This window comes from Streptomyces sp. NPDC060209, assembly GCF_042728155.1.
Taxonomy (GTDB): domain Bacteria; phylum Actinomycetota; class Actinomycetes; order Streptomycetales; family Streptomycetaceae; genus Streptomyces.
On record NZ_JBHWZS010000142.1, the window covers coordinates 1 to 20,708 of the forward strand.

The 20,708-nt window shown below is 68.3% G+C and carries 19 protein-coding genes; 4 read left to right on the forward strand and 15 right to left on the reverse strand.

Going from position 1 to position 20,708, the window contains the following annotated elements; genetic code table 11:
* Window positions 1–36: 36 nt before the first annotated feature.
* The 13 genes from ACFWFI_RS24750 to ACFWFI_RS24810 form a co-directional block, all read right to left on the reverse strand.
* Entirely contained in the window at window positions 37–1,284 is a 1,248-nt protein-coding gene (locus ACFWFI_RS24750) for a DUF3631 domain-containing protein (protein ID WP_387394117.1), read from the reverse strand.
* A complete protein-coding gene (locus ACFWFI_RS24755) occupies window positions 1,281–1,631 on the reverse strand; it encodes a hypothetical protein (RefSeq protein ID WP_387394118.1) in 351 nt (116 codons plus the stop codon). Before ACFWFI_RS24755 ends, ACFWFI_RS24750 begins: the two co-directional genes overlap by 4 nt.
* Window positions 1,628–2,530: a bifunctional DNA primase/polymerase gene (locus ACFWFI_RS24760; RefSeq protein ID WP_387394120.1), complete on the reverse strand. Its 903-nt coding sequence runs from the start codon at window positions 2,528–2,530 to the stop codon at window positions 1,628–1,630. Before ACFWFI_RS24760 ends, ACFWFI_RS24755 begins: the two co-directional genes overlap by 4 nt.
* 88 nt (window positions 2,531–2,618) lie before the next feature.
* A complete protein-coding gene (locus ACFWFI_RS24765) occupies window positions 2,619–2,807 on the reverse strand; it encodes a hypothetical protein (RefSeq protein ID WP_387394122.1) in 189 nt (62 codons plus the stop codon).
* A gap of 17 nt (window positions 2,808–2,824) precedes the next feature.
* Window positions 2,825–2,998 carry a hypothetical protein gene (locus ACFWFI_RS24770; RefSeq protein WP_387394124.1) on the reverse strand — a complete coding sequence of 58 codons (174 nt, stop codon included), beginning with the start codon at window positions 2,996–2,998 and terminating at the stop codon, window positions 2,825–2,827.
* Window positions 2,999–3,012: 14 nt separating this feature from the next.
* The gene (locus ACFWFI_RS24775; protein ID WP_387394126.1) at window positions 3,013–3,483 is read right to left on the reverse strand and encodes a hypothetical protein; all 471 of its coding nucleotides are present in this window, start codon (window positions 3,481–3,483) and stop codon (window positions 3,013–3,015) included.
* 213 nt (window positions 3,484–3,696) lie between these two features.
* Window positions 3,697–5,775: a P-loop NTPase family protein gene (locus tag ACFWFI_RS24780; protein WP_387394128.1), complete on the reverse strand. Its 2,079-nt coding sequence runs from the start codon at window positions 5,773–5,775 to the stop codon at window positions 3,697–3,699.
* 1 nt (window position 5,776) lies between these two features.
* Window positions 5,777–7,354 carry a hypothetical protein gene (locus ACFWFI_RS24785; protein ID WP_387394129.1) on the reverse strand — a complete coding sequence of 526 codons (1,578 nt, stop codon included), beginning with the start codon at window positions 7,352–7,354 and terminating at the stop codon, window positions 5,777–5,779.
* Between the two features lie 368 nt (window positions 7,355–7,722).
* Window positions 7,723–8,049 carry an RRQRL motif-containing zinc-binding protein gene (locus ACFWFI_RS24790; RefSeq protein ID WP_387394131.1) on the reverse strand — a complete coding sequence of 109 codons (327 nt, stop codon included), beginning with the start codon at window positions 8,047–8,049 and terminating at the stop codon, window positions 7,723–7,725.
* On the reverse strand, window positions 8,046–9,050 hold the full coding sequence (locus ACFWFI_RS24795; RefSeq protein ID WP_387394133.1) for a DUF2637 domain-containing protein: 1,005 nt from the start codon (window positions 9,048–9,050) through the stop codon (window positions 8,046–8,048). Before ACFWFI_RS24795 ends, ACFWFI_RS24790 begins: the two co-directional genes overlap by 4 nt.
* A complete protein-coding gene (locus ACFWFI_RS24800; RefSeq protein ID WP_387394135.1) occupies window positions 9,047–9,334 on the reverse strand; it encodes a DUF6303 family protein in 288 nt (95 codons plus the stop codon). The genes ACFWFI_RS24795 and ACFWFI_RS24800 overlap by 4 nt, the downstream gene beginning before the upstream one ends.
* A complete protein-coding gene (locus ACFWFI_RS24805; RefSeq protein ID WP_387394137.1) occupies window positions 9,331–9,639 on the reverse strand; it encodes a hypothetical protein in 309 nt (102 codons plus the stop codon). The genes ACFWFI_RS24800 and ACFWFI_RS24805 overlap by 4 nt, the downstream gene beginning before the upstream one ends.
* 610 nt (window positions 9,640–10,249) lie before the next feature.
* On the reverse strand, window positions 10,250–10,966 hold the full coding sequence (locus ACFWFI_RS24810) for a GntR family transcriptional regulator (RefSeq protein WP_387394139.1): 717 nt from the start codon (window positions 10,964–10,966) through the stop codon (window positions 10,250–10,252).
* 56 nt (window positions 10,967–11,022) lie between these two features.
* Between ACFWFI_RS24810 and ACFWFI_RS24815 the strand changes: the two genes are divergently transcribed.
* Window positions 11,023–11,844 (forward strand): class I SAM-dependent methyltransferase, encoded by an 822-nt coding sequence (locus ACFWFI_RS24815; protein ID WP_387394141.1) that lies wholly within the window; start codon window positions 11,023–11,025, stop codon window positions 11,842–11,844.
* 77 nt (window positions 11,845–11,921) lie between these two features.
* Here ACFWFI_RS24815 and ACFWFI_RS24820 read toward each other — a convergent pair whose 3' ends face one another.
* Window positions 11,922–14,285, reverse strand: a complete 2,364-nt coding sequence (locus ACFWFI_RS24820; protein ID WP_387394143.1) for an ATP-binding protein — start codon at window positions 14,283–14,285, stop codon at window positions 11,922–11,924.
* Between the two features lie 1,075 nt (window positions 14,286–15,360).
* Window positions 15,361–16,161 (reverse strand): HAD-IIA family hydrolase, encoded by an 801-nt coding sequence (locus ACFWFI_RS24825; RefSeq protein WP_387394145.1) that lies wholly within the window; start codon window positions 16,159–16,161, stop codon window positions 15,361–15,363.
* 105 nt (window positions 16,162–16,266) lie between these two features.
* Here ACFWFI_RS24825 and ACFWFI_RS24830 point away from each other — a divergent pair, with 105 nt between their 5' ends.
* From ACFWFI_RS24830 to ACFWFI_RS24840, 3 genes are all read left to right on the forward strand, one after another.
* A complete protein-coding gene (locus ACFWFI_RS24830; protein ID WP_387394147.1) occupies window positions 16,267–17,541 on the forward strand; it encodes a phosphoribosyltransferase family protein in 1,275 nt (424 codons plus the stop codon).
* A gap of 331 nt (window positions 17,542–17,872) precedes the next feature.
* A complete protein-coding gene (locus ACFWFI_RS24835) occupies window positions 17,873–19,540 on the forward strand; it encodes a protein kinase domain-containing protein (RefSeq protein ID WP_387394149.1) in 1,668 nt (555 codons plus the stop codon).
* Between the two features lie 26 nt (window positions 19,541–19,566).
* Window positions 19,567–20,706, forward strand: a complete 1,140-nt coding sequence (locus tag ACFWFI_RS24840; protein WP_387394151.1) for an FHA domain-containing protein — start codon at window positions 19,567–19,569, stop codon at window positions 20,704–20,706.
* Window positions 20,707–20,708: the final 2 nt, after the last annotated feature.

The following is a 20,708-nucleotide window of genomic DNA, read 5'->3' on the forward strand; positions in this document are numbered from 1 at the left end:
CACCCGTGGTGTGGCGGCACCTGGTGGCGCTGGGGTTCAGCCCGCGACCGGGAAAAGCGGTGTGGCGGTTTCTGCAGACATGTGGCGGATGGCTGTGTCGCTATCCGCCACGGATTCACCCCCGCTGACCTGCGGTGTGGCGGATGTGGCGGACGTGGCGGATTCCTCAGGAGGGAGAGGGCAGTACCGCGTCCAGGCGTCCGTGAGGTCTTCCGCGTAGTAGCCCTTCGGGAAGCCCGCGGGGGTGCGGATTCCCCGCGGTTTGATGGGCTTGTTGGCGGGGGTGACGTACTGGGCGAGCAACCGGGCGAGGGTGCGGGAGTTGATCGGCTTGTCGTCCATGTCTCCCCACGGGGCGTCGTCCATGGCGAGGAGCCCTTCGAGGATGACGGCGGTGGGGACGCGGTCCGCGCCGCAGAACACCCGGTCGCGGAGGTCTGTCAGCAGCCGTACGCCGAGGGAGGCTTCGTCGTTGTCGTGGGCGGCGCTGATCAGCTCCAGGCAGGCGGTACGGGCCCGGGCGGGCCAGTCGCCCCCGGCGGCGTCGGCGACGGCGAGGAGGGGCTCCCATACGTCGGCCGGCCGGTCGGTGACTCCGTCGGGCATCTCGGGCCAGGCTTCAGCGACCTGGTCGCGGACGGTGTCGGCCCACGCCGCGAGCTGGTCACGCAGTTCGTGGCCCTGCTTCTCGTGAATTCGTTGCCGGTAGGGCTCCACTCGCTCGTTCGGGGCGCGCTTGCGCATGCGGACGATGACCGAGCGGGTCAGCACCGTGTCCGGCAGCGAGCCGAGCCCGGCCATGGCGACCGCGCAGTACGAGCCGAAGACCTGCGCGTTCTGGTTGGAGCCCTCTCCTACGCACCGCAGGGCACCGCCGATGCGCCGGTACCCGGCGTTAAGGAAGCCGCGCAGTGCCTCGTCCGCGCCGGCCTTCGGGCCGAAGATGGTGTCCACCTCATCGAAGAGCACCGTGGGCAGCCCGGCGGCGGAGTCGACCAGCCGGTACAGGGCGTTCGCGGATGCCGAGACCGTACTGACCGGGCGAGGGGTGAGGAGTTCCGCGATTTCCAGTGCCCGGGACTTCCCCGACCCCGGCTCCGGGGAGAGGAACGCGATCCGGGGTGTGGTCTCGAAGCACTCCACCAGGTGCGCGTGAGCGTCCCACAGGGTGACGGCGACGTAGGCGGCCTCGGTGGGGAAGACGTTGAACCGGCGGTGGAAGGTCTCCACTTCGTTGAGCACGGTGGCGCCGTCGAGAGGCGGTGTGCTGGGTGTCGTGTTCATACGGCGGCGCCTTCCTGGTGGGTGCGGAGTGGGCAGTGGTCGCGGTGGCAGGTGTGGTCTTCGATCAAGGCGAGGGCTTTGCGGTGACCGGCGGCGAACCGGTTGCGGCCGCATGCGCAGACGCTCGTGGCGGTCGGGACCGCGCCGCGGGGTGCGCTGATGGTCAGCCAGGCGATGGCGAAGCGGCCGTCTCCGGCCTGCTGGTCAGGATGAACAGCAGGGGGGACGCCTTCGGCGACGCCCTTCGCCGCACCACCGCCGGTGTCGGCCGGGGCCAGTTTGGCGAGGTGGGGGCCGGTGGGGGTGGACGGCAGGCATTTCAGAAGGGGGTTCGGCCGGGGGCTCATGTCGTCTCCCGGGGCCGGCAGGTGCGCAGGGACCAGTTCAGAACGCTGCGCAGAGTCGAGCGGCACTGGGAAGCCGGGAGCCCCGCCGCCTCACCCGCCCTCTGAAATGCCTCTTCCACCTCGTCCCGGGCGAGGTCGCCCCAACCGACGAAGCGGGCCACCTTCCGGGCGCTCTCGAAGAGCTGCGCCTCACGACCGCCCTCAGCGGTGCCTGCAACGAGGGCGGTCTCCCGCTCCAGCGCTGTCTCAGCAGCCCGGTTGCCCCTCCTCGGCACGGACAGCCCCAGGGGCCCGGTGGGGCGCTCCACGGGCTTGAGAGCGTCCAACAGCCACCCAGGCATCGCAGCCACCGGCGCGGGGTCGATCACCTCGTACGCACGACCGTTGACGGTGCTGCCGGGGGCGACGACGTACCCGCCCCACGCCCGGGTGTCGATCGAGGGAGCGAGGAACCCGGCGGTGTTGCCGAGCCGAATGCTGTCCGAGGCGGTGAAGTACAGGTGCTCTCCACTGCTCGCGGTCCGGGTCCGGTAGGTGGTCGGGACTGCCTGCCCGGCGCGCTCGCAGAGCGCCCCAAAGGTCGTCACGCCGCCAGGCGTGCCCGTGCTGCTCTTCTGCTTGGGCATGTCGAGATCGACGACGACCAGCCCCGACGGGCCGGTCGCGATCCCCACGTTGAACCGACCGGCCGACCACGCGCGGTGGATGCGGTCGGGGTCAGTGGTGGCGCGCTGCTCCCACTTGCGGTGGCCGGTGGTGCAGTCGCCGGTGCGGGGGCAGAGGGCTTCACCGTGCAGGGCGGGCGGCTTGCCGCCGGGCCGTAACGGGAAGACTGTCCAGCCGCGGGCTGCGGCATCGAGCGCTGCGGACAGCAACGCGGAACGTACTTCATGGGTCATGCTGGATGTCTCCAGTTCTCTGATGACGATGGCTGGACGAGGGCGGCCCCGACTTCATTGGCGTGAGAGGGGGCCGCCCTCGGCACAGCTACTTCCGGTTGCCGTGGCGGGTGTGGTCGTGGGCGAGCGCGGCCAGTCGGCCGGCCTCGTCTGGGGTGACGGCGCGGTAGCGGATCCGAACGGTGCAGCCGGGGGCCGGGCAGCGCAGGGTGCGCATGCCGTTGAGCCGGGCGATGGCGTCGGACACCTGGTCCGCGTAGGGCTTCAGGTTGGGCATGGGTTCCTGCTCTCGGGTCAGTTGTGGAAGCGGTTGGACGTGGGGTGTTGGTCGCACCAGTCCTCGGCGCACACCTTGTGGACCGGTTCGCGGTCGTGGCTGCGCATGGGGGTGGGTTTGCCGCAGAGCAGGCACGGCAGGTCCCGGGAGGCGTCGAAATGGCGGGCGTCCCGCCAGTCCAGGAGCGGCACGGCCAGCCCCCGGGTTAGTGGTGGTTGATGGTGCCGTTGGCCTTGCCGAACATCCCGGACGCCGTGATGTTCTGCGTGATGTGCGTCGTGCCCCGCCCGGTGCCGGCCGCACCCCGGCCGAGCCGCAGCAGGACCGGCACGCCTACGGCTGCGGCGGCGATAAGGGCGACGGCAGCCCAGAGGGCTTCACTCATGGCGATCAGTCCCGGAGCTGCATAGGAGATACCGATACCGGCGGCTGCGACGCCCCCGCCGACCGTCGGCGTGAGCAGGGCGGTGGTCTTGGCCCACGCCGGGATCGACTGCGCGACCGGGACCGGCGGCGCCGGCGGGGCCTGGGTCGGGGTGTAGGCGAGGGTGCGGATGCCGCCGGGGAGGGTGACCATCTGGACTCCCGGGGGGATCTCTTGGGGCAGCATCGCGGGGTGTGCGGTCGGCTGCTGGGGGGTGAGGGTGGTGATCTCGTACGCGGTCTCCGGGTACACAAAGGGCTCCCTTCAACACGGCCGGGCGGCACCCGTGGTGGTGAGTGCCGCCCGGTCGCGTTGTGACGGTGCGTGGTCGCAGTGGTTAGTGGCTACTGGTTACTGGCAAGTGGAAAAGGCCCTGTTGAAGCCTCTGGTTGCCAGTAGGAGGGCGTTCTAGTGGCTAGTGGCAAGTTGTCAGTAACCAGTAGCCAGTAGCGCTCTGTGAGCCTCTCAGGCGTGGTCGGGGTGGACGTAGACCGAGTGCGGACCGTTGTCCCGGTAGACCAGTTCGCCTCGCTCGGCCGCCGCTTTCAGTGCGGCCCGCACCGCCTGGCGGCTGCGGCGGACGAGATCAGCGACAGCGGACGGCTTCATGCCCACCGGCCCGGCCGCCTTAATCGCGGCAACCGCGTCAGCCACCCAGGAGGGGCCGCCCTCGTCGTCGCCGTCACGGAGCGCGGACAGGTTCAGCCCGGGGGCCGCGGCCGGGGGCTCCGGCACGTTCCCGGGCTCGGGGGCGGTGGCGAACTGGGCGTCGATCTGCTCCATGAACGCGCGCACGGCCGCGTCCTCATCCGTCACCGGCGCCGCCTGCTCGCTGCGGAGCGCGGACAGGTTCAGCCCCTCACTCGCGACGGACTGTCCGGCCTGGCCGGTGTCTGTAGCCGGTGCGTTGGCGGTGTCCCGCATCCACGCGGTCCGTTCAGGCGCCCACCGGTTCGCGTAGGCGTCGCCTCCGGCCTTGGCGGAGATGACGTCGAGGGTGGGGTGCATCTCGGAGGTGGCCATGACGATCTCGCGAATCTGGTTGGGCAAAATCCGCCAGTTCTTGAACAGCGCCGCCGCCGACTCCGGCGTCCCCATGAACCCGGCCCCCTTGTACGGGGCCTGGTCCACGCGGAGCCCGCGGGCTCCGGGGAAGACCTTGCTCAGGTCCATCCCTTCGACTTCCCCGCCGGTGAGGCAGACCCGGGCCTTGGCCTCGCGGCGGATCATCAGATTCCCGAGCACGGACCCGGTGGCACCGAGCGCAGTGAGCACGGTGCGCACGCCCATGGCGCGGAGCATGCGGATCACTTCGAGGATCTTCTTCGCGAGATCCTTCATGAACCGGTCGGTGCTGGTCAAAATCTCCGCACCCTCATCCACGACCAGCATGATCTGGGGAATCTTCGCGCTGATGGGGAGCTGGTCGGTGTTCCGCTCAGCCATCAGGTCCTGGTAGGCGACCTTGCGGCGCATACCGATCGCCAGAGCGGCATCGAGCATCCGCGCGGCCTCTTCGTGCGTCGAGGCGAGCCAGTCGATGCCCGGCCGCACTCCCTCGACTGGGGCCCCGTTGGCGTCGAAGGCTGCGCGGACCCAGGGGAGGCCGGCGGATCCGGCGTTCAGGTCGATCACCCAGGTGAGCACGTCGGTGGCGCGGGCGAACCCGGCCAGGATGACGTGGACCATGTTCGTCTTCCCGGACCCGGTGGGACCGACGACCAGCGCGCACTGCTCGCGCAGGAACACACAGATCTCCTCGGCGTTGGTGCGGTAACCCCACGGGATCCCTGTGTAGATCGACAACGGGCTGTAGTCCGCGGGGTAGTCGCGCTTCTCGGAGAGCACGTTGACCGTGGTCACGTCGATGAGCACCCGGCCCTGGTGCACGCCCTGGGAGGCGACGGCGGTGCAGCCGTGCGGCAGGCGGGCGTCGGCGGAGAGTGCTGCGGAGTGCTGGGCGATGCGGTCGTAGGTGGTGCCGCCGGCGGGGAGTTCGGCGTCGATGGTGAACCCGGTCCCAGTAGGCCAGATCTCCACCGCGAGGATCCGCAGCGTGAGGTTGCAGACCCGCTGGACCCGGTCCACCCACTCCGCGGCAATCGCCCGACGCTCGGCCGACAGCTCGCGGCTGACCTGGCGTTCATCGGCGGCGATAGCCTCCAGCTCCCGCGCCTCTTCGTAGAGGAGGGTGGAGCGGGCGGCGGCTCCGATGCCGACGCCGATGGTGGCGAGGGATCCGAGGGCGGCCCAGGTGAGGGGACCGCTTGTCATGGCCCAGGTGGTCCATCCGGCGCCGATGAGCCAGGAGGCGGAGCGCATGGCGATGGTGCGGGCGGAGAGGCGTTCGCGCAGGCTGCTGATGGTGTGGCCGATCGCCCCGGCCGTGCCAACAGCGAGGACCCAGCCTGCGGGCATGGACGTGGCGGCGCCGGTGGTGGCGACGGCGAGGCATCCGGTGGTGGCGGACAGGGCGCCGGTCACGGGTCCGTGACCGGCAGCCCAGTCCCACACCGGCCCCGAAGAGGCAGTGTTAATGGTCATGTCAGACGTTCCATCCCTTCTCGGCCTCGGGCCCGTTGCGCGGGTCCTCGTGGCGGGCGATGTCCTGTTCGTGGGACTGGCGGAACAGCGGGCCCATGTCCTCGGCGACCGCCACGGCGCTCATGACGGCGCCGAAGATGTCGTTGAAGCCGTCCGCCACGTCCTTCTCCAGCGGGAACTCCGAGTCGGCCCGCTCGGCCAGGACCCGCATCACGTTCGCCACGCTCGTGAGCGCGGCCGGGAGCCCCTCGACCATGGCCAGGATCTCCATGGCGCTCTCGGGGTCGTACTGACCAGCCGCGGACTCCATCTCCGCCGCGTACTCCTCGAACCGGAAACCAGACACGTTCTCTCCCTCGTCCGGGGTGGTAGTGAGTGCTGCCGGCGTCAGCCCCTCAGGGCGCTCCGCCGTGTCGCTGATCTGCTCGTTGCTGTCTGCCGCTTCCTGGTCGGCGGCGGCTTCGTCCTCCTGCAGGGCGGCGACTATCGCGTCGTCCCGCTCCTCGCGCTGCTCCTCGGCGGTGCGGGTCATCCGGGAGTAGAGGCGGCGCCCGGGGTACTGGAGCCAGGCCCAGCCGAGCCTCCGACCCAGCGGGGTGGAGACCATCCCGATGAGCCCGAGGGCTCCGGCGAGCAGGGCGGCGAGCAGACGCCGTCCCTGGAACCGGGCGGCGGACCGCCACAGCGCCTTGCGGGCCTTCTTCCTGGCCGGCGCCTTACGCACGTCGTCGCGCCGTGCGGCGACCTGCCCGGCGGCCCGCTGGTCGCGGGCCTTCCGGTTGCGGTCGATCGCCCTGCCCTTGGCCGCACCGACCCGGCCCGCGGCCGTGCTCACCGACCGGCCGATCGGCCCCTTACGGGACATGGACGCCGACCAGGCCGCCGTCTTCGCACCCCGGCGGGCATCCGCCAGAGAGCGACGCGCCCCGGTGGTCTCGGACCGGCGGCCCGACCGGGACGAAGGCGACGTGCGTGCCGACTCCCGCAGCGCCTTGACCTGCCCCACACGGCCCGCCGACTTCCCCGAGGCAGCCCCGGCGGAAGCGTGCGTGGCCGACGTCTTACGGGGGGTGTTCGGGCTGCTCTTCGGGCGGCTCGACTTGCCGGAGCTGAGCAGCGAACCGGCGGCGCCGCGGGCCGACTTCCCTCGGCTGAGACCTGCGCTCTTACTGGTGCCGGCGTTCCCGTTACGGGCCTGGCTCGGCACCCGACCGGATCCGCTGCGGCCGGAGACCCGGCCAGCCGATCCCGTACCGGAGCCGGAGCGCGAGGGACGGTTGTTGCCTGCCTTGTGGGGCTTCTTCTTGTCGCGGTGCTTGCGGGTCGCTGCGGCCGTGCCGAGCACGACGGCGCCGGTGGCGGCGACGGCCAGGGCTGCGGGGCCTCCGAGCAGTGCGGCGGCTGCGAGGAGGGAGGTGGTGGCGTTGGTGCCGGTCACCGCGAGCGGGACGACCGGCCAGCCGCCCGGGGTGTGATCCACCTCAGCCGCAGTCGGTGCGGGCTTGGGCTCGGGTGCCGGGGGCGGGGTGTCCGGTAGGGCCTCAGGGGCCACTACCGGAGTGATGGTGGTGTCGGTCATGCTGGGTGCACTCCTTTGTGGAGGAGGGCGGTGGCCCGGACCCGGCCGTCCAAGCAAGAGTCCGGGCCACCACGCAGCGAGTCGTGCGAGATGGGTTCGAGCGAGAAGAACGTGACGCACCCCCCGCTTCTGCGTGGTGTGCCGTGCCCCGGGCCGGAGCCGATCCGGCAGCCTCGCGCCGTGATCCGGGGCGGTAGGGGTCAGACCTCGTCGAGCGGAATCCGGGTGGTGGTCTGCTCGTCGTCGGCCGCAGTGATCGTGTTCATGGGGTGTCCTTTTTCGGGTTGGGTTTCCGGTGAGTCCGGAGTGCCCCGGGCCGGATTCGATCCGGCGCCCTCACGGCGAAATGCCGGGGCTGGGTCGTGAGGTCAGGTAGAGGAGTCAAAGCAGGGCACGCACATACCAAGCGAAGTTGGGATGCGATACCCGGCGTCGCTGCGGCAGTTCGGGCAGACCTGCTGAGCGGCGTTCGCCTTGGCGAGTGCCGCCCTCTTGGCCGGTGTCATCGGCCGGACGGGCTTGGCCCAGTCGACGCGGTAGAGGTAGGCGACCAGCGGGCCCCGCCGCTTCCGCGGGCGCTCGAGCACGGCGGCGACGTCCTGCCCGCCCGGCCGCAGCCCCAGGGCACGGAGCTGCCGGACGGTTGCGTAGCCGGGCGGTGCGAGGCGCCACCGGTAGACCGGCACGCCGCTCACTGGTGCACGCCCTCAAGCGTCCGGGTTGCCAAGTCGTCGCGCAGTTCCTGGTAGCGGCTGGAGATCCAACCGATCGACCAGCCGGTCAACTCGGCCGCGGCCCGCACCGACAGTTCGGCCTCGAACGCGGCGCGGGCGGTTGCCCGAGCCAGCTCTTCGGGCTGCTTCTCCGTAGCGGGGCCGGCGGCCAGGAGCGCGGCCCGATCACGCTCGGCCCGCTCCTGCTGCTCGGTCTGTTCACGGCGTGCACGCTCCTCGCGCTCACGACGCTCAGCAGCACGGCGTTGGGAGGCCTCTCGTTCGAGGCGTTCACGCTCTACCTGCTGCTGTTCACGCTCGCGTTCACGGCGTTCACGGGCCTCCCGCTCGGCACGCTCCCGGACCTCGGCTCGCTCCCGCTCCTCACGCCGCGCAGACTCTTCCCGCGCTGTCTGTTCACGGGCCAGGAGCGCTTCGTGCTCACGCTGCTCCCGCACCAACTGGGCGGCGTGCTCGCGCTCCTCACGGGCCCGCCGCTCAGCCGCCTCACGGCGCTCGGTGGCGGCCTGCTCGCGCTCAGCCTGCTCGGCTTTCTGTCGTGCTTCCTGGGCGACTTGGGCGGCGGTGATGGCGTGCCGGTAGGCGAGCCCGGTTTCCGCGGTGACGATGAGGAGGAGCGGGGCGACCGCGTGCACGGCCACCCCGACCAGCTCCTTCTTCAACGCGGAGTCGGCGACGTTCAGGGCCAGGGTCATGCAGCCGGTCATCCACCGCAGGATCACAGGCCACCTCCCACCGTGCCCACCGAGGCGGGCCAGGACGGCATCGAGGCGGACAACGATCACGACCGCGGCGTCCACCACCAGGGGCAGAATCGGCGCGGTCCACTTCCATCCCTCCGGTGTGTGCCGCTCCATGAGCGGCGTCACCGTGAGGATGGAGAACAGCATCGCCCCGGCCACGATCAGCCACGTACCGACCGACAGCGCCTTCTCCGCTGAACGGATCTGAACACTGTTCACGGCGCACCCCCGTCCAGTGAACGCACCTGAACCGAGGCCAGCAGACGCACCGTAGAGGTGTCGTCATCCGGCGTCTCGCTGTACTCCGTCCACTCCCACTCCGCCCCGTCCATGAACACGAAACCGAGCGCGGTCAGGGCCCGTGAACGCTCGTCCACCGTGGGCACCAGGACGGGGCGGTCGAAGTAGTGCTCGGGCCACTGCGAGACCGGAACACCCATCAGCACCACGTACAGGCACCGCCGGCCACCACGGAAAGAGACCTGCGCGGTGTGCTCGCTCATGCCGCCACCGCCGAACCGGCGGCGAAGCCACCTGCAGTCTGGCGGCGGACCGTACGCCGCGGGCGCCGGCCGTTCGTCTGCGTCGTCAGGGGCAGCGTCCGCAGCAGGGACGCGGCGTAAGCCGCGGTCTCCGGGTCGCTCTCCCGCAAGTCCGCGAGGACCTCGTGGGCGACGTCCAGCCGCGCCGCCCGCTCCAGCGGGGACTCCGTGGCCGAACCGGTGAACAGCTCCAGGTCGATCCCCAGAGCCAGCTCAATGAACTCGGTCGCGGTAACAGGCTCGCGACCAGCAACGATGTTCTTCATGGGTCGTTTTCTCCTCGCGTGGTGGGACGGCCCGAAGTGAGGCCCCGGTGTGTCCGCACCGGGGCCTCGTGCCGTCTGGGGTCGTTCGTGGGCTACGAGCGACCGCGGCAACCCGACACCGCGGCCCGCCGAAGAGGCAGGCCGGAATGCCGGGCACCGTGAGCGCTGGTGCTTCGGTTCTCCTGATGTCGCACGGCGCTGCTCGTTCCGGGGAGATCCGAAATCCCGGAAGTCGTCGCAGTCTCGAAGGTGTGACGTGCGGTTCTTAGAGCCGATGGCGTTCCCCGGTCAGGGGGTGTGGGCCCCGGTGTGAAGGGGGCCGTTTCTCGGTCGGCTGGTCTCCACTCGCCTCGGCTGGAACGGTCACGGCCGCCGTGCTGCGGTGGATCACGCTGTGGAGTTGAAGGCATGACGTACTCGGCCCGTTCCGAAGGTTCCGGACCGGCCGATGGCCACACCAAGAGACTGGACCGGTGGACCGGTCCAGTCAAGCTCTGAATCGCGAGTTGGAAGGCAGTGCTGGAGGAATGTGCAGCTCAACGCCCCTGACGGGACATCAAAAAGAGCTGGACCGGCGGACCAGTCCAGCCCTATTCGAATGACGGCCTACCTACATCGCATAGGTGTCCACCTGCTCGAATCGCGAGGAAGGAGTCACGCCTTCCTCGCAGACCAATGGGCGGCCTAGCTCGTCGTGCGCGGTATGCAGAAGCACGGCGACCGGGGTTGACGGAGCCACCCCCAAGCGCTCTGCCTCCTCGTCCGTGGCGAGGCGGACCGTAGTGATGTCGACCCCTTCGACCGGGAACCGGCCGGTCTGTCGACGAACGTAGCGCGTCGTCCCCTCAGCAATGGGCGCCGATTCGGCTAGGCGTGGTGCCGCCTCCCCAACCTCTGGAGGGAACCATGCCTCGACACAGCTGTTCGGGGTTCCGTCCGGGAGCTGCAGGACACGGATGCGCCGCAGCGCCAGCACTCCGGGAGAGATCCCGAGCGCAACGGCGACGCGGGCAGGAGGCTCGGCCCAGTCGGGCGAACCGACGCGTAGGAACGGCATCCCGCCCAAGATGCGAGCCGCCCCGGCGCGGCGGGCGCCTGCAGGCCGCGCCACGGGTGTTTCCGTGACGACAAACCCGGTGCCCTGCTTGGCTACAACAACACCGTCGTTACGCAGCACGTCCACTGCCTTGATGGCAGTGGCCCGTGACACGTCCCACTGTTCAGCCAGGTCTCGACCGGACGGGATTGTGGCGCCAGGAGCGAACTCACCTGCGGCAATGCGAGCGCGCAGTGACTCAGCGATCTCTTCGTACTTCAGAACGGCCATGGCTTCCCCTACTCCGCGCGCTGGACTGGTCCACCGGTACACAGGATACTGCGACCATGTCGAATCTCGAATTGGCTCCCTCCGTGATGCGTTTCTACGGCGAGACAGCGAACGAGGACGGCCGTCTGCGTAGCTCGGCAGACGGCCGTATGGAGCTGGCCAGGACGCAGGAGCTGCTCCGGCGCTTCCTGCCTCCCGCGCCGGCACGCGTACTCGACGTGGGGGGCGGGACTGGGATCCATGCTGAATGGCTAGTGAAGGACGGCTACGACGTCACGCTCGTGGACCCCGTGCCCCGCCATGTCGAGAGCGCGTCGGCCGTATGCCAGGCGATGGTGGGGGACGCCCGCGATCTGCAGCAGCAAGACAACAGTTTCGATGTCGTGCAGCTTCTCGGACCCCTATACCACCTCCCCGAACCCGGTGACCGACAGAGGGCACTAGCCGAGGCCCGCCGTGTAGCGAAGCCGGGCGGGCTCGTCGCCGCGGCCGCAATCAACCGTTACGCGTCGCTATTTGAGCACGTCACGTACGCCCACCTTCACGCGGAGCAAATTCACGCCTCCGTCACCAAAATCCTGGAAACGGCTATTTATGACGGCGCACGAGGGTTCACCTTGTCCTACTTCCACCGCGCCGAAGAACTGGTGACTGAACTGGGCGCCTCAGGCCTGACGGATGTGCAGGTTTTCGGCATCGAGGGGCCCGCATGGAGTCTCGTCAAGGCAGCCGAGCAGCAACCTGGCGAAGGACCCACAGATGATTTGATCGCCTCTGCCATGGCGGCAGCTCGGATGGCTGAGCCGTATCCAGAACTTCTCGCTGCCAGTTCGCACCTACTGGCTGTAGGCAGTGTCCCCACTGTCACTAGAAGCTGACATTATTTCCCTTGCCGGCTATCCAGGCATCGGCTAGTGGAGACTACGGGCCATCCCTAAAGCCGCAAAAATTTGCTTCAAGGAACTGCGAGTGAGAGCGCCCAGATCATCTGTCTGACAGTAGCTAGGTCATCGGACGCATTGCATCGAGCGAAAACAACAGACGCCTCCTTGAAGAAATGGATTCCTTCCGTTGGACGCATATTCATTCCATGCAGTCTTCCGAGGTTAGCGAAAGCGTATCCCACTTCAATCAGGTCATCGTACCCATGCAGCAGATCCAGGCACTCGTTGAAACTAGCGACAGCTTGGTCGAAGTCCCCAAGATCCGAGTACACGAGACCTCGTTGATTTAGCGTCCTCGCGACGCTGACTTGATCGTCCAATGCGCTGTGCACACTCAGTGACTCATCGATGGAATCCAACGCACCATTCATGTCACCGCACTCCCGAAGAGAATTCGAAAGGTTAACAAGAGCTTTAGCGAGAGGCCCCCTTAGTTCCAATCTCCTAAACATCTCGATCGCCTCTTTATGGGCTATGACAGATTCGCCAATCCGCCCCAAATCGAATAGCGTGCAGCCCATGTGCGAGAGACTTCGAGCCTCGCTCTCACGGATGCCGGCCTCTCGAAAAATCCGGATAGCTTCCTCATGGAGAGGAAGCGCATCCCCTGTGCGTTTCAGCATGCGAAGCGCGCTAGCAGAATTATCTGTAGCTCGTGCGAAACCTAGGTAATCACACTTCCTTGCAAATATTTCCGCAGCCTCAGAATGTGCATCTAGAGCAGACTCAAAGTCACGATTATCATAGAAAGCATTACCCGCACCATTGAGGTACTTCGCCAACATTATATCGTCATCAAGGTTTCGAGCAATACTTATCGCCTGCTCATGAAAAGCAATTGATGAGGACAGTTGATGCAGTTCCCGACTCACCATGCCGAGGCTATTAAGAGCATTCGCCTTGTAGTGTTCGTGACCATAGTCCTCGAGGGTGCTGAGCGATGCCTCCATCACCTCCTTCCAGTCGTTGTATAGGCATCGGATATCAAGATATCGCGCAAGCCTGTGTGGGATTTCAGCAGCATAGGCGAGCAACTCAGGTTGGTTAGCGGCTACATATACCGTTTCGATCAGGTTGCGGTACTCCGCATCGAACCACTCAAGGGCAGAATCACGGGAAGCGAAAAGACCTGTCGCCTCCTCCACACCGAGAATTCGCGCCGCCTCCCGAGAGCGGTCCAAATAAAATTCATAGAGACGAGCGACAGCTTCCCCCTGCCCTGCAAGGTCAGCGACAGCTTCAAGGGCATAGAGTCGCACAAGGTCGTGAAGCCGCCACCGGCCCCAGGTGTTGCCTTCCTCGACAAGATGAGCGCGGCTAAGTCCTATGAGCGTGCGCTCCACTTCCCCCTCTGGCACGTCTACCAGGCGGGCCGCAGCCGCTGTTGAGATGTCAGGACCAGGGCTGAAGGAGGCGAAGCCGAGAACTCGCCTTTCACTCTCAGTGAGCAGCTCGTAGGACAAGTCGAATACGGCTCGAACTGCTTTATCTTCCCGCCGCAGTTCGTCTATTCGGCTATGGGATTTATTCAAGGATTCCACAAGCGAAGAAACCGGACGCCTAGGCGAGTCAGCCAGAATTGCAGCGCATATTTGGAGAGCGAGCGGCAAATTCCCGCACAGCCGTGATAGCGCATGGGAGCTATCGACATCCTCGTCGATTCTCTCATCTTCCTCGCCACGTGAAACCGCTATTGAGCTTCGAAGCAGTCGGATAGAAGCCTCGGGATCGAGCGCTTTGAGTTCGTACAGTCGGGCGCCGATACTCAACGTATGACGAGATGTCACTAGCGCAAAGTTAATGCCATCAGTTGGGAGCAGATCACGCACCTGATCAGCAGACGAAGCATTGTCTAGGATGAGGAGAATTCGAGCTCCACGCTCGGCGTACGCCGCGAGGATCGATCGATGCAGTCGAATTCTGCTTTGCAGGTCTTCTGGGACGCTCTCCTCCGGTACCCCAATTGCTTGAAGGAGGCTGGTTAGAGCTCTCTCCGGAGATAGGGATAGCCGCCTATCGTATCCGAAAAGATCCACAAAAATAACGCCGCCAGGGAACCAGTCGTTTGCACCGCGAACTGTGTACGCTACTTGGCTGGCGAGTTCGGTTTTCCCAACACCCCCTAATCCGGATAGCAGAATAGTCGCACTTTTATTTTGACTTTCATTCGCCGGGTCCATGAATTGCATGACTGCACTGAGATCGTGATCCCTACCTGTGAACCCAGGAGATCTTGCTGGCAGGCCGGATAGAGCTGGCTGAACGTTCCTGGGCAACTGCAGGGTGATGTCTCTGCCCTGGATTACGGCATGCAGGAATATTCCGTCTTTGATGTCATTGGAGAAGAGGTTACTGCGCCGATCTTCTGAGTTCATGGCGATAGCTCTTGATTGTCAGGTTAGCTCTGGCCGGGTCCGTTAAAATTGATCCCGGAGAAATCACGACCCTGAAGAACCGGCCCTCTCTGGGTTCCGCCGCTGATAGTGTTGGCGGTCTCTCCGTCGCCTGTACGCAGGGCTTGTGCTTGCTGGTGCCACTGCAGCAATCTTGATCGGAAAGCGCCGTCTTCGTCAGCGCGCTGGGCCAACGCCGCGGCGAGAGCTTGAGCCCGCTGCAAGTCGCCCGGCGCTTCGTTGAGCAGGGCTAGCTCGGCTTGTCCGGGGCTGGATGGCGAAGCTACGGCTGCTTCTCCTGCCCTGTCAGTGGTTCTTACGAGACCGGTCAGCCCTGTCCAAAGCTGCTTGCCCGCCTCACCGGCCGCTCCTGTCGCGATTGCCACTAGAAGTGCGGCTGAGATGGGATCCATGTCTGTACCTCCTGCTTACACGCAACTGAAGGGCCATGTTCGCAGAGGGAGGGCTGCTCAGAGGGGAAAAGGCGGATCTTCGCATCTCTAGCATCCAGACGTACGACGCCATGACCCATGCGGGTCTCATGGGCGGCGAGTTGGCCGTCGAAGTGGAACGCGCGACAGCCTGGTGACGACCGACCCGACGCTCAGCTTTGGCCTCGGTCTCAGCCCGTGACATCTGACGGTGGTTCACCTGCGCAAGCAAGCCATGTCGGCTGGCAGTCACTGGCCGCCGCTCGACAGCGCCATCTGCCCACCAGGAGCCCGCACACTTCACGCGACGAACACCGCCGTCCCACCATCCCGGGGAAGCTGATCGGAACGAGGCCCTCCGGTGAATACACGGGGACGAGGTCCTCCGAGGCAGCGAAGCAACCGTTACTTCGCAGTTCAGAGCCCTGAACCCGAGAGAGAGACGCACTCTCTTCTAAGCGCTTGGCCGCAGGTTCGAGTCCTGCCGGGGGCGCTCAGCGCGCACCACTGTGAGGCCCTCCCTCGGGAGGGCCTTTCCGCAGCCAGGAGCACCGTAGCGAGCGCGGCGTAGCGCACACGTAAGCACTGCGGCCCGACCGCGCGTCCATGACTCGGCCCGGCCGGCGTCACCGCCCCAGCCGTTCGAGCAGAGCGGGCACGTCCGCGAACGAGTCCACCACGTGGTCCGGGGTGCCGTCGGCGGCCGCGTGGGTCTCCGGCCGGTACTTGCCCGTCCTGACCAACACGCCGGTGATGCCGTGGCGCTGGGCGGCCAGCACGTCCGTCTCGATGTCGTCGCCCACCATCAGCGTCCGGCCGGGGTCGGCGCCGAGGTGGGCCAGGGCCGTGGCGAAGAAGGCCCCGGCCGGCTTGCCGGTGACGACGGCCCCGGTGCGAGCCGCGCGTTCGAGGCCGAGGAGGAAGGCACCGGTGTCGAGGTCGAGTCCACCGGCGGTGCGCCAGTACAGGTTGCGGTGCATCGCGACGAGGGCCGCGCCCTGCTGCACGAGGTGGAAGGCGCGGTTGAGCGCGGCGTACGTGAACGCGCCGCCCGCACCGCCGAGGACGACGACGTCGGGCACGGCCCCTTCGGCGTCCTCCTCCTCGACCAGGGTCACCCCGGACAGGTCGTCCCGTACGTCACCGGTGTTGATCAGCAGGCAGCGTGCTTCGGGGTGGTGCTCGCGCAGGTGGGCGGCGGTGACGGCGGGCGCCGTGAGGATGTCGTCGGGGCCGACGGGAAAGCCCGAATCCGCGAGCCGCCCGGCGATACCGGCGCGCGTCCGCGACGTGGTGTTGGTGACCAGCGCCAGCGGCATGTCCGCGGCGCGCAGCCGCTCCATGGCCTCCACAGCACCGGGCAGCGGCTCCCAGGACACCGTGAGTACGCCGTCGATATCGATCAGGACCGCGCCGATTCGCTCCATGCAACCGACCGTCCCCGACTTGCCGAACCGGCGCAAATGGGATTGTTTCGAAGGTGGGGGTGCGCGTGTGTGTTCCGCTCTTCCCTCTGTTGGAGGTGAACCACCGTGCTGTTCACCGACCGCACGGATGCCGGCCGCCGGCTCGCCGTGGCTTTGAGGCACCTGGAGAGGCGCGACCCCGTCGTCCTGGGCCTCCCGCGCGGCGGGGTCCCGGTGGCGTACGAGGTGGCGCAGGCCCTCGGCTCCCCGCTCGATGTGATCGTCGTCCGCAAACTCGGGGTGCCGTACCACCCGGAACTGGGATTCGGCGCCATCGGGGAGGGCGGGGTACGGGTCATCAGCGACGAGATCGTCCGCCATGCCGGGGTCCGGGAGAAGGACCTGGTCTCCGTCGAGCGCGCCGAGGAGGAGGAGCTGGTCCGGCGGGCGCACGCGTACCGGGAGGGCCGGCCTCGCCTGGCGCTGAAGGGGCGCGCGGTGGTCGTGGTGGACGACGGGGTCGCCACCGGAGCCACGGCGAGGGCTGCCTGCCAGGTGGTGCGTGCACAGGGCGCCGCCCATGTCGTACTGGCCGTACCGGTCGCATCGCCGGATGTCGCCGCCAGGCTGCGCGAGGACGTCGACGAGGTCGTCTGCCTCTCCACGCCGAGTCTCTTCTCCGCCGTGGGTGAGTGGTACCGGGACTTCTCCCAGACCTCCGACGAGGAGGTCGTCTCCCTGCTCGAACGGGCTTCCACGGATGTCGCCACTGCCGAGGAGGTCGAGGTGGACGCGGGCGGGGTACCGCTCTCCGGGGACCTGGTGCTTCCCAGGGACGCCGGGGCGGTCGTGGTGTTCGCCCACGGCTCGGGCAGCAGCCGCCACAGCCCGCGCAACCGCTCCGTGGCCACGGCACTGAACCGCGCCGGCCTGGGCACCCTGCTCTTCGACCTGCTCACGCCCGGGGAGGAGGTCTACCGCGCCAATGTCTTCGACATCGGTCTGCTGGCCGGGCGGCTGGCGGACACCACCGGCTGGCTGAGGCGCCGCGTGTCCCTCCCGGTCGGCTCGTTCGGGGCGAGCACAGGTGCGGCGGCGGCGCTGCGGGCCGCCGCAGCGGCGGACTCGGGCGTCGGCGCCGTCGTCTCCCGCGGCGGACGCCCCGACCTGGCCGGGGCCGATCTGTCCGGAGTGCGTGCGCCCACCCTGCTCATCGTGGGCGGCGACGACACGACGGTGATCGACCTCAACCGGCAGGCGCAGGCGGCGCTGCACTGCGAGAACCGGCTGGAGATCGTCCCGGGCGCGACCCATCTGTTCGAGGAGCCGGGAGCCCTGGACCGGGTCGCGGACCTGGCGCGGGACTGGTTCACGGCGCATCTCCTCCGGGAGCTGCCCTGAGGGCTGCACCTCCGTCCGGAGCACGCCGCGCCGGACCGGATCGGAGCCGTCCGGCGAGTGGCGTCACCCCGGTGCGGCTTGCCGGCCGCCCCCCGGGACAGCACTCCGGGACGGAAGTCCCGGAAAGTTCCTGATAGTCCGAACTCACTTCCCAAAGAAGTGATTTGACGGGTCATTAGCTGTCGTAGGCTCCGTTCGGGCGTTTTTGGGCACCGACGAGCAGGGGAGGCCCCCCATCAGCACCGACGGCGACATTTTCAGACCTATCGGCCCGCAGGATCCGCGTGAGACAGCCGGGTACCGGCTCCTCGCCCGCATCGGTGAGGGCGGCATGGGCACCGTCTACCTCTCGCACACCCGCGGCGGTCAGGCCGTCGCCCTGAAACTGATCCGGCAGGAGTTCGGGGACGACCCCGAATTCCGCCGCCGGTTCGAGCAGGAGGTACAGGCGGCCCGCCGGGTGCAGGGCTACCACCTGGTGCCCGTGGTCGACCACGACACCTCGGGCCCCCTCCCCTGGCTCGCTTCCGTCTACGTCCCCGGGGTGTCGCTCGCGGACGCCCTGGAGACGTTCGGGCCGCTGCCGCTCCCGGCGGTGTTCCAGCTCGTCAGCTGCACCGCGCAGGCGCTGGCCGCGATCCACGCCGCCGGTGTCGTGCACCGCGACCTCAAGCCCGGCAACGTCCTTCTCGGCCCGGCGGGCCCGTGCGTCATCGACTTCGGCATCGCACGCGCCGCCGACGCCACCCAGCTCACCCGTAGCGGCGGTCTCATCGGAACCCCGCAGTTCATGTCGCCGGAGCACGCGCTCGGTGACTCCGTCGGCCCGGCGACGGACGTCTTCTCCCTCGGCCTGATCGCAGCCCTCGCGGCCACCGGCCACCATCCGTACGGATCGGGCGGCGCCATCACCATCGCCGCCCAGATAGCCAACACCTCCCATCGGCCGCCGCAGTTGGACGACTATCCGGAGGCGCTGCGTCCGCTCCTGGAACGCTGTCTGACCGCCGACCCCCAGGACCGCATCGCCCCGGCCGAGCTGGCCCAGCTGTGCGAGAGCGCGGCGGGCCGGTCGCTGCGTGACTTCGACGGCTGGCTGCCACCGGCCCTCACCGCGGAGATCTCCCGCCGGGAGCAGGCCTCCCGGCAGCCTCCGCCGGCCCCGGACCGTGGCACGACGGCGACCGGACCGGGCTGGGGGGCCACGGTGCCGCCCGGTGCCGGCACCGGTCCCGGCGTGCCGCCCGCGTCCTCGGACACCTGGGCGCCGGCTCCGCCGGGCACCGCGTCCCAGCCCCGCACCACGGCCCCGCCCGCACCCACGCAGCCCGCCGCCCCCGCCCGGCGCGTCCCGCCCGCCCTGCTCATGGCCGGAGCGGCGATCGCCGTCGTCCTCGCCGTCGTCGTGACCTGGATGGTCGCGAGGCCCGACGACGAGGGCACGGACACGTCCGCGGGTCCGCGCCCGACTTCAGGGACCGGCAGCGCTTCCGCGTCCCCGAAGGAGAGCGGGTCCGCAGGGCCGGGGCAGGGATCGGCAGCCCCGGCGGGGGAGGTCGCGTACACCGAGGTCTTCGCGGGCAAGCCGCTCACGATCCGCGCACCCGCCTACGGCACCGGCACGCACGTGGACCTGGACTCACCGAAGCTGTTCCCGAACGGCAGGATCGGCGAGAAGGAGGACCTGGAGATGACGTATCAGGACTGGTCCAACGACGACCTGCAGTTCCTCACGCCCATGGGCAGGAGCGCGGGCAAGGAGCCGCAGCAGTGCCGCGACGGTGCCGACACGGACACCCTGCCGTCGAGCGTCCTCGCGGAGGATCTGAAGGCCGGCGAGATCATCTCCAAGGGGACGATCCTCTGCACGGTCACCGCCGAGGGCAACCTCGCGATGCTGGAGATCACCGATGTCCTTCCGAATTCGGTCAAGGGCGACCTGGCCAACGAGCTGCCCGACTTCGTGACGAAGCTGACCCTCTGGAAGATCGACGAGTAGCGTCCTACGGCGCGGAGGCCGATCCGATGGACAACCACCTGACCACGGACTTCAACGAGGCATGCTTCCTCGTGGACCTGTCCAACGTCGTACGCAACCGGAGGCTCGGGGAGCCCGGAGCCCGGTCCCTGCGCCGGCTGCGGCTGCTCGTCGAGGCCGCGAAGGCACTGGCGCGCGACCCGGACGTCAAGCTGTACCTGGTCGCCGACACGAGTCTGCGCCACGGCGGACGCCGGGAGTTCAGCGACCTGGCGGACATCCGGCTGCTGGGGAGCTGGGTGCGCCGCGGCCTGGTCGAGGAGCTCGCCGACGCCGACGACCGTCTGCTGGAACTCTGCGAGCTGACCGGTATCCCGGTCATCACGGGCGACCGCTTCCGGGGCGCCCGGGGTGAACGTCCCTGGCTCCAGGGCAACACCGACGACTTCCTGGAGCCGTTCCCCGGTCCGGGCGGCACCGTCCGTCTCGCCCCCGTCGACATGGGCGTCGCCGACGCCCTGGCCATCTCCATGAAACTGGAGGAGGACGCCCTCAAGAAACAGGGGCTGCTGGACTCACGGCGCCGGCCGCGCTTCGACGTGGTGAGCCGCAACTGGCGGTGCGAGGACCGGCGCTGCACGCTGTACGACACCGCCAGGGGCGCCGCGGCACTGCTCCCCCGGATGCGCCGTGGTGCCCCGACCTGCGAGGTGCACGGCGGAGTCCTCTCCGACGACGGCCCGCGCACGGCGACGGTCCAGCTGAAACTGCTGCTGGACGGGGAGCTGAAGGCCAGGTTCACGCTGGAGAACGGCACGACGGTACCGGTCGGCAGGGCCCCCGGGCCGGGAGGCATCGCACTGCACGGGCTGGTCCCGCCCGAGCGCACCGCCGGCCTGAGCCGCGTCCACGTGGCCCTGCGGATCAGCGACGGGATCGTCCACGTCCTGGACCGGAGCAGTTACGGGACCACCAGGTGGCGGTCCTCGGCGGGGCGTGGCGGGCCCGGTGACTGGCGGAGGCTCGGCACGGCGGAGGAGCGCTTCGGCGGCGGGGACGAACTCCTGCTGGTGGAAGGGGTGGTGCTGGCCCGGAGCGGACGCCGCTTCCCCACCGAGCTGGCGCAGGAGTGGCAACGGCGCAGCCCGCTGCCACCCGGTGCCGCGGACGTGACCCGGATGCACTGACC

Coding starts and splice junctions, on each gene's coding strand:
- ACFWFI_RS24750 (WP_387394117.1), bottom strand. CDS start 1,284: ATGAACACGACACCCAGCACACCGCCTCTCGACGGCGCCACCGTGCTC.
- ACFWFI_RS24755 (WP_387394118.1), bottom strand. CDS start 1,631: ATGAGCCCCCGGCCGAACCCCCTTCTGAAATGCCTGCCGTCCACCCCC.
- ACFWFI_RS24760 (WP_387394120.1), bottom strand. CDS start 2,530: ATGACCCATGAAGTACGTTCCGCGTTGCTGTCCGCAGCGCTCGATGCC.
- ACFWFI_RS24765 (WP_387394122.1), bottom strand. CDS start 2,807: ATGCCCAACCTGAAGCCCTACGCGGACCAGGTGTCCGACGCCATCGCC.
- ACFWFI_RS24780 (WP_387394128.1), bottom strand. CDS start 5,775: ATGACCATTAACACTGCCTCTTCGGGGCCGGTGTGGGACTGGGCTGCC.
- ACFWFI_RS24785 (WP_387394129.1), bottom strand. CDS start 7,354: ATGACCGACACCACCATCACTCCGGTAGTGGCCCCTGAGGCCCTACCG.
- ACFWFI_RS24800 (WP_387394135.1), bottom strand. CDS start 9,334: ATGAGCGAGCACACCGCGCAGGTCTCTTTCCGTGGTGGCCGGCGGTGC.
- ACFWFI_RS24805 (WP_387394137.1), bottom strand. CDS start 9,639: ATGAAGAACATCGTTGCTGGTCGCGAGCCTGTTACCGCGACCGAGTTC.
- ACFWFI_RS24810 (WP_387394139.1), bottom strand. CDS start 10,966: ATGGCCGTTCTGAAGTACGAAGAGATCGCTGAGTCACTGCGCGCTCGC.
- ACFWFI_RS24815 (WP_387394141.1), top strand. CDS start 11,023: ATGTCGAATCTCGAATTGGCTCCCTCCGTGATGCGTTTCTACGGCGAG.
- ACFWFI_RS24820 (WP_387394143.1), bottom strand. CDS start 14,285: ATGAACTCAGAAGATCGGCGCAGTAACCTCTTCTCCAATGACATCAAA.
- ACFWFI_RS24825 (WP_387394145.1), bottom strand. CDS start 16,161: ATGGAGCGAATCGGCGCGGTCCTGATCGATATCGACGGCGTACTCACG.
- ACFWFI_RS24835 (WP_387394149.1), top strand. CDS start 17,873: ATGGGCACCGTCTACCTCTCGCACACCCGCGGCGGTCAGGCCGTCGCC.
- ACFWFI_RS24840 (WP_387394151.1), top strand. CDS start 19,567: ATGGACAACCACCTGACCACGGACTTCAACGAGGCATGCTTCCTCGTG.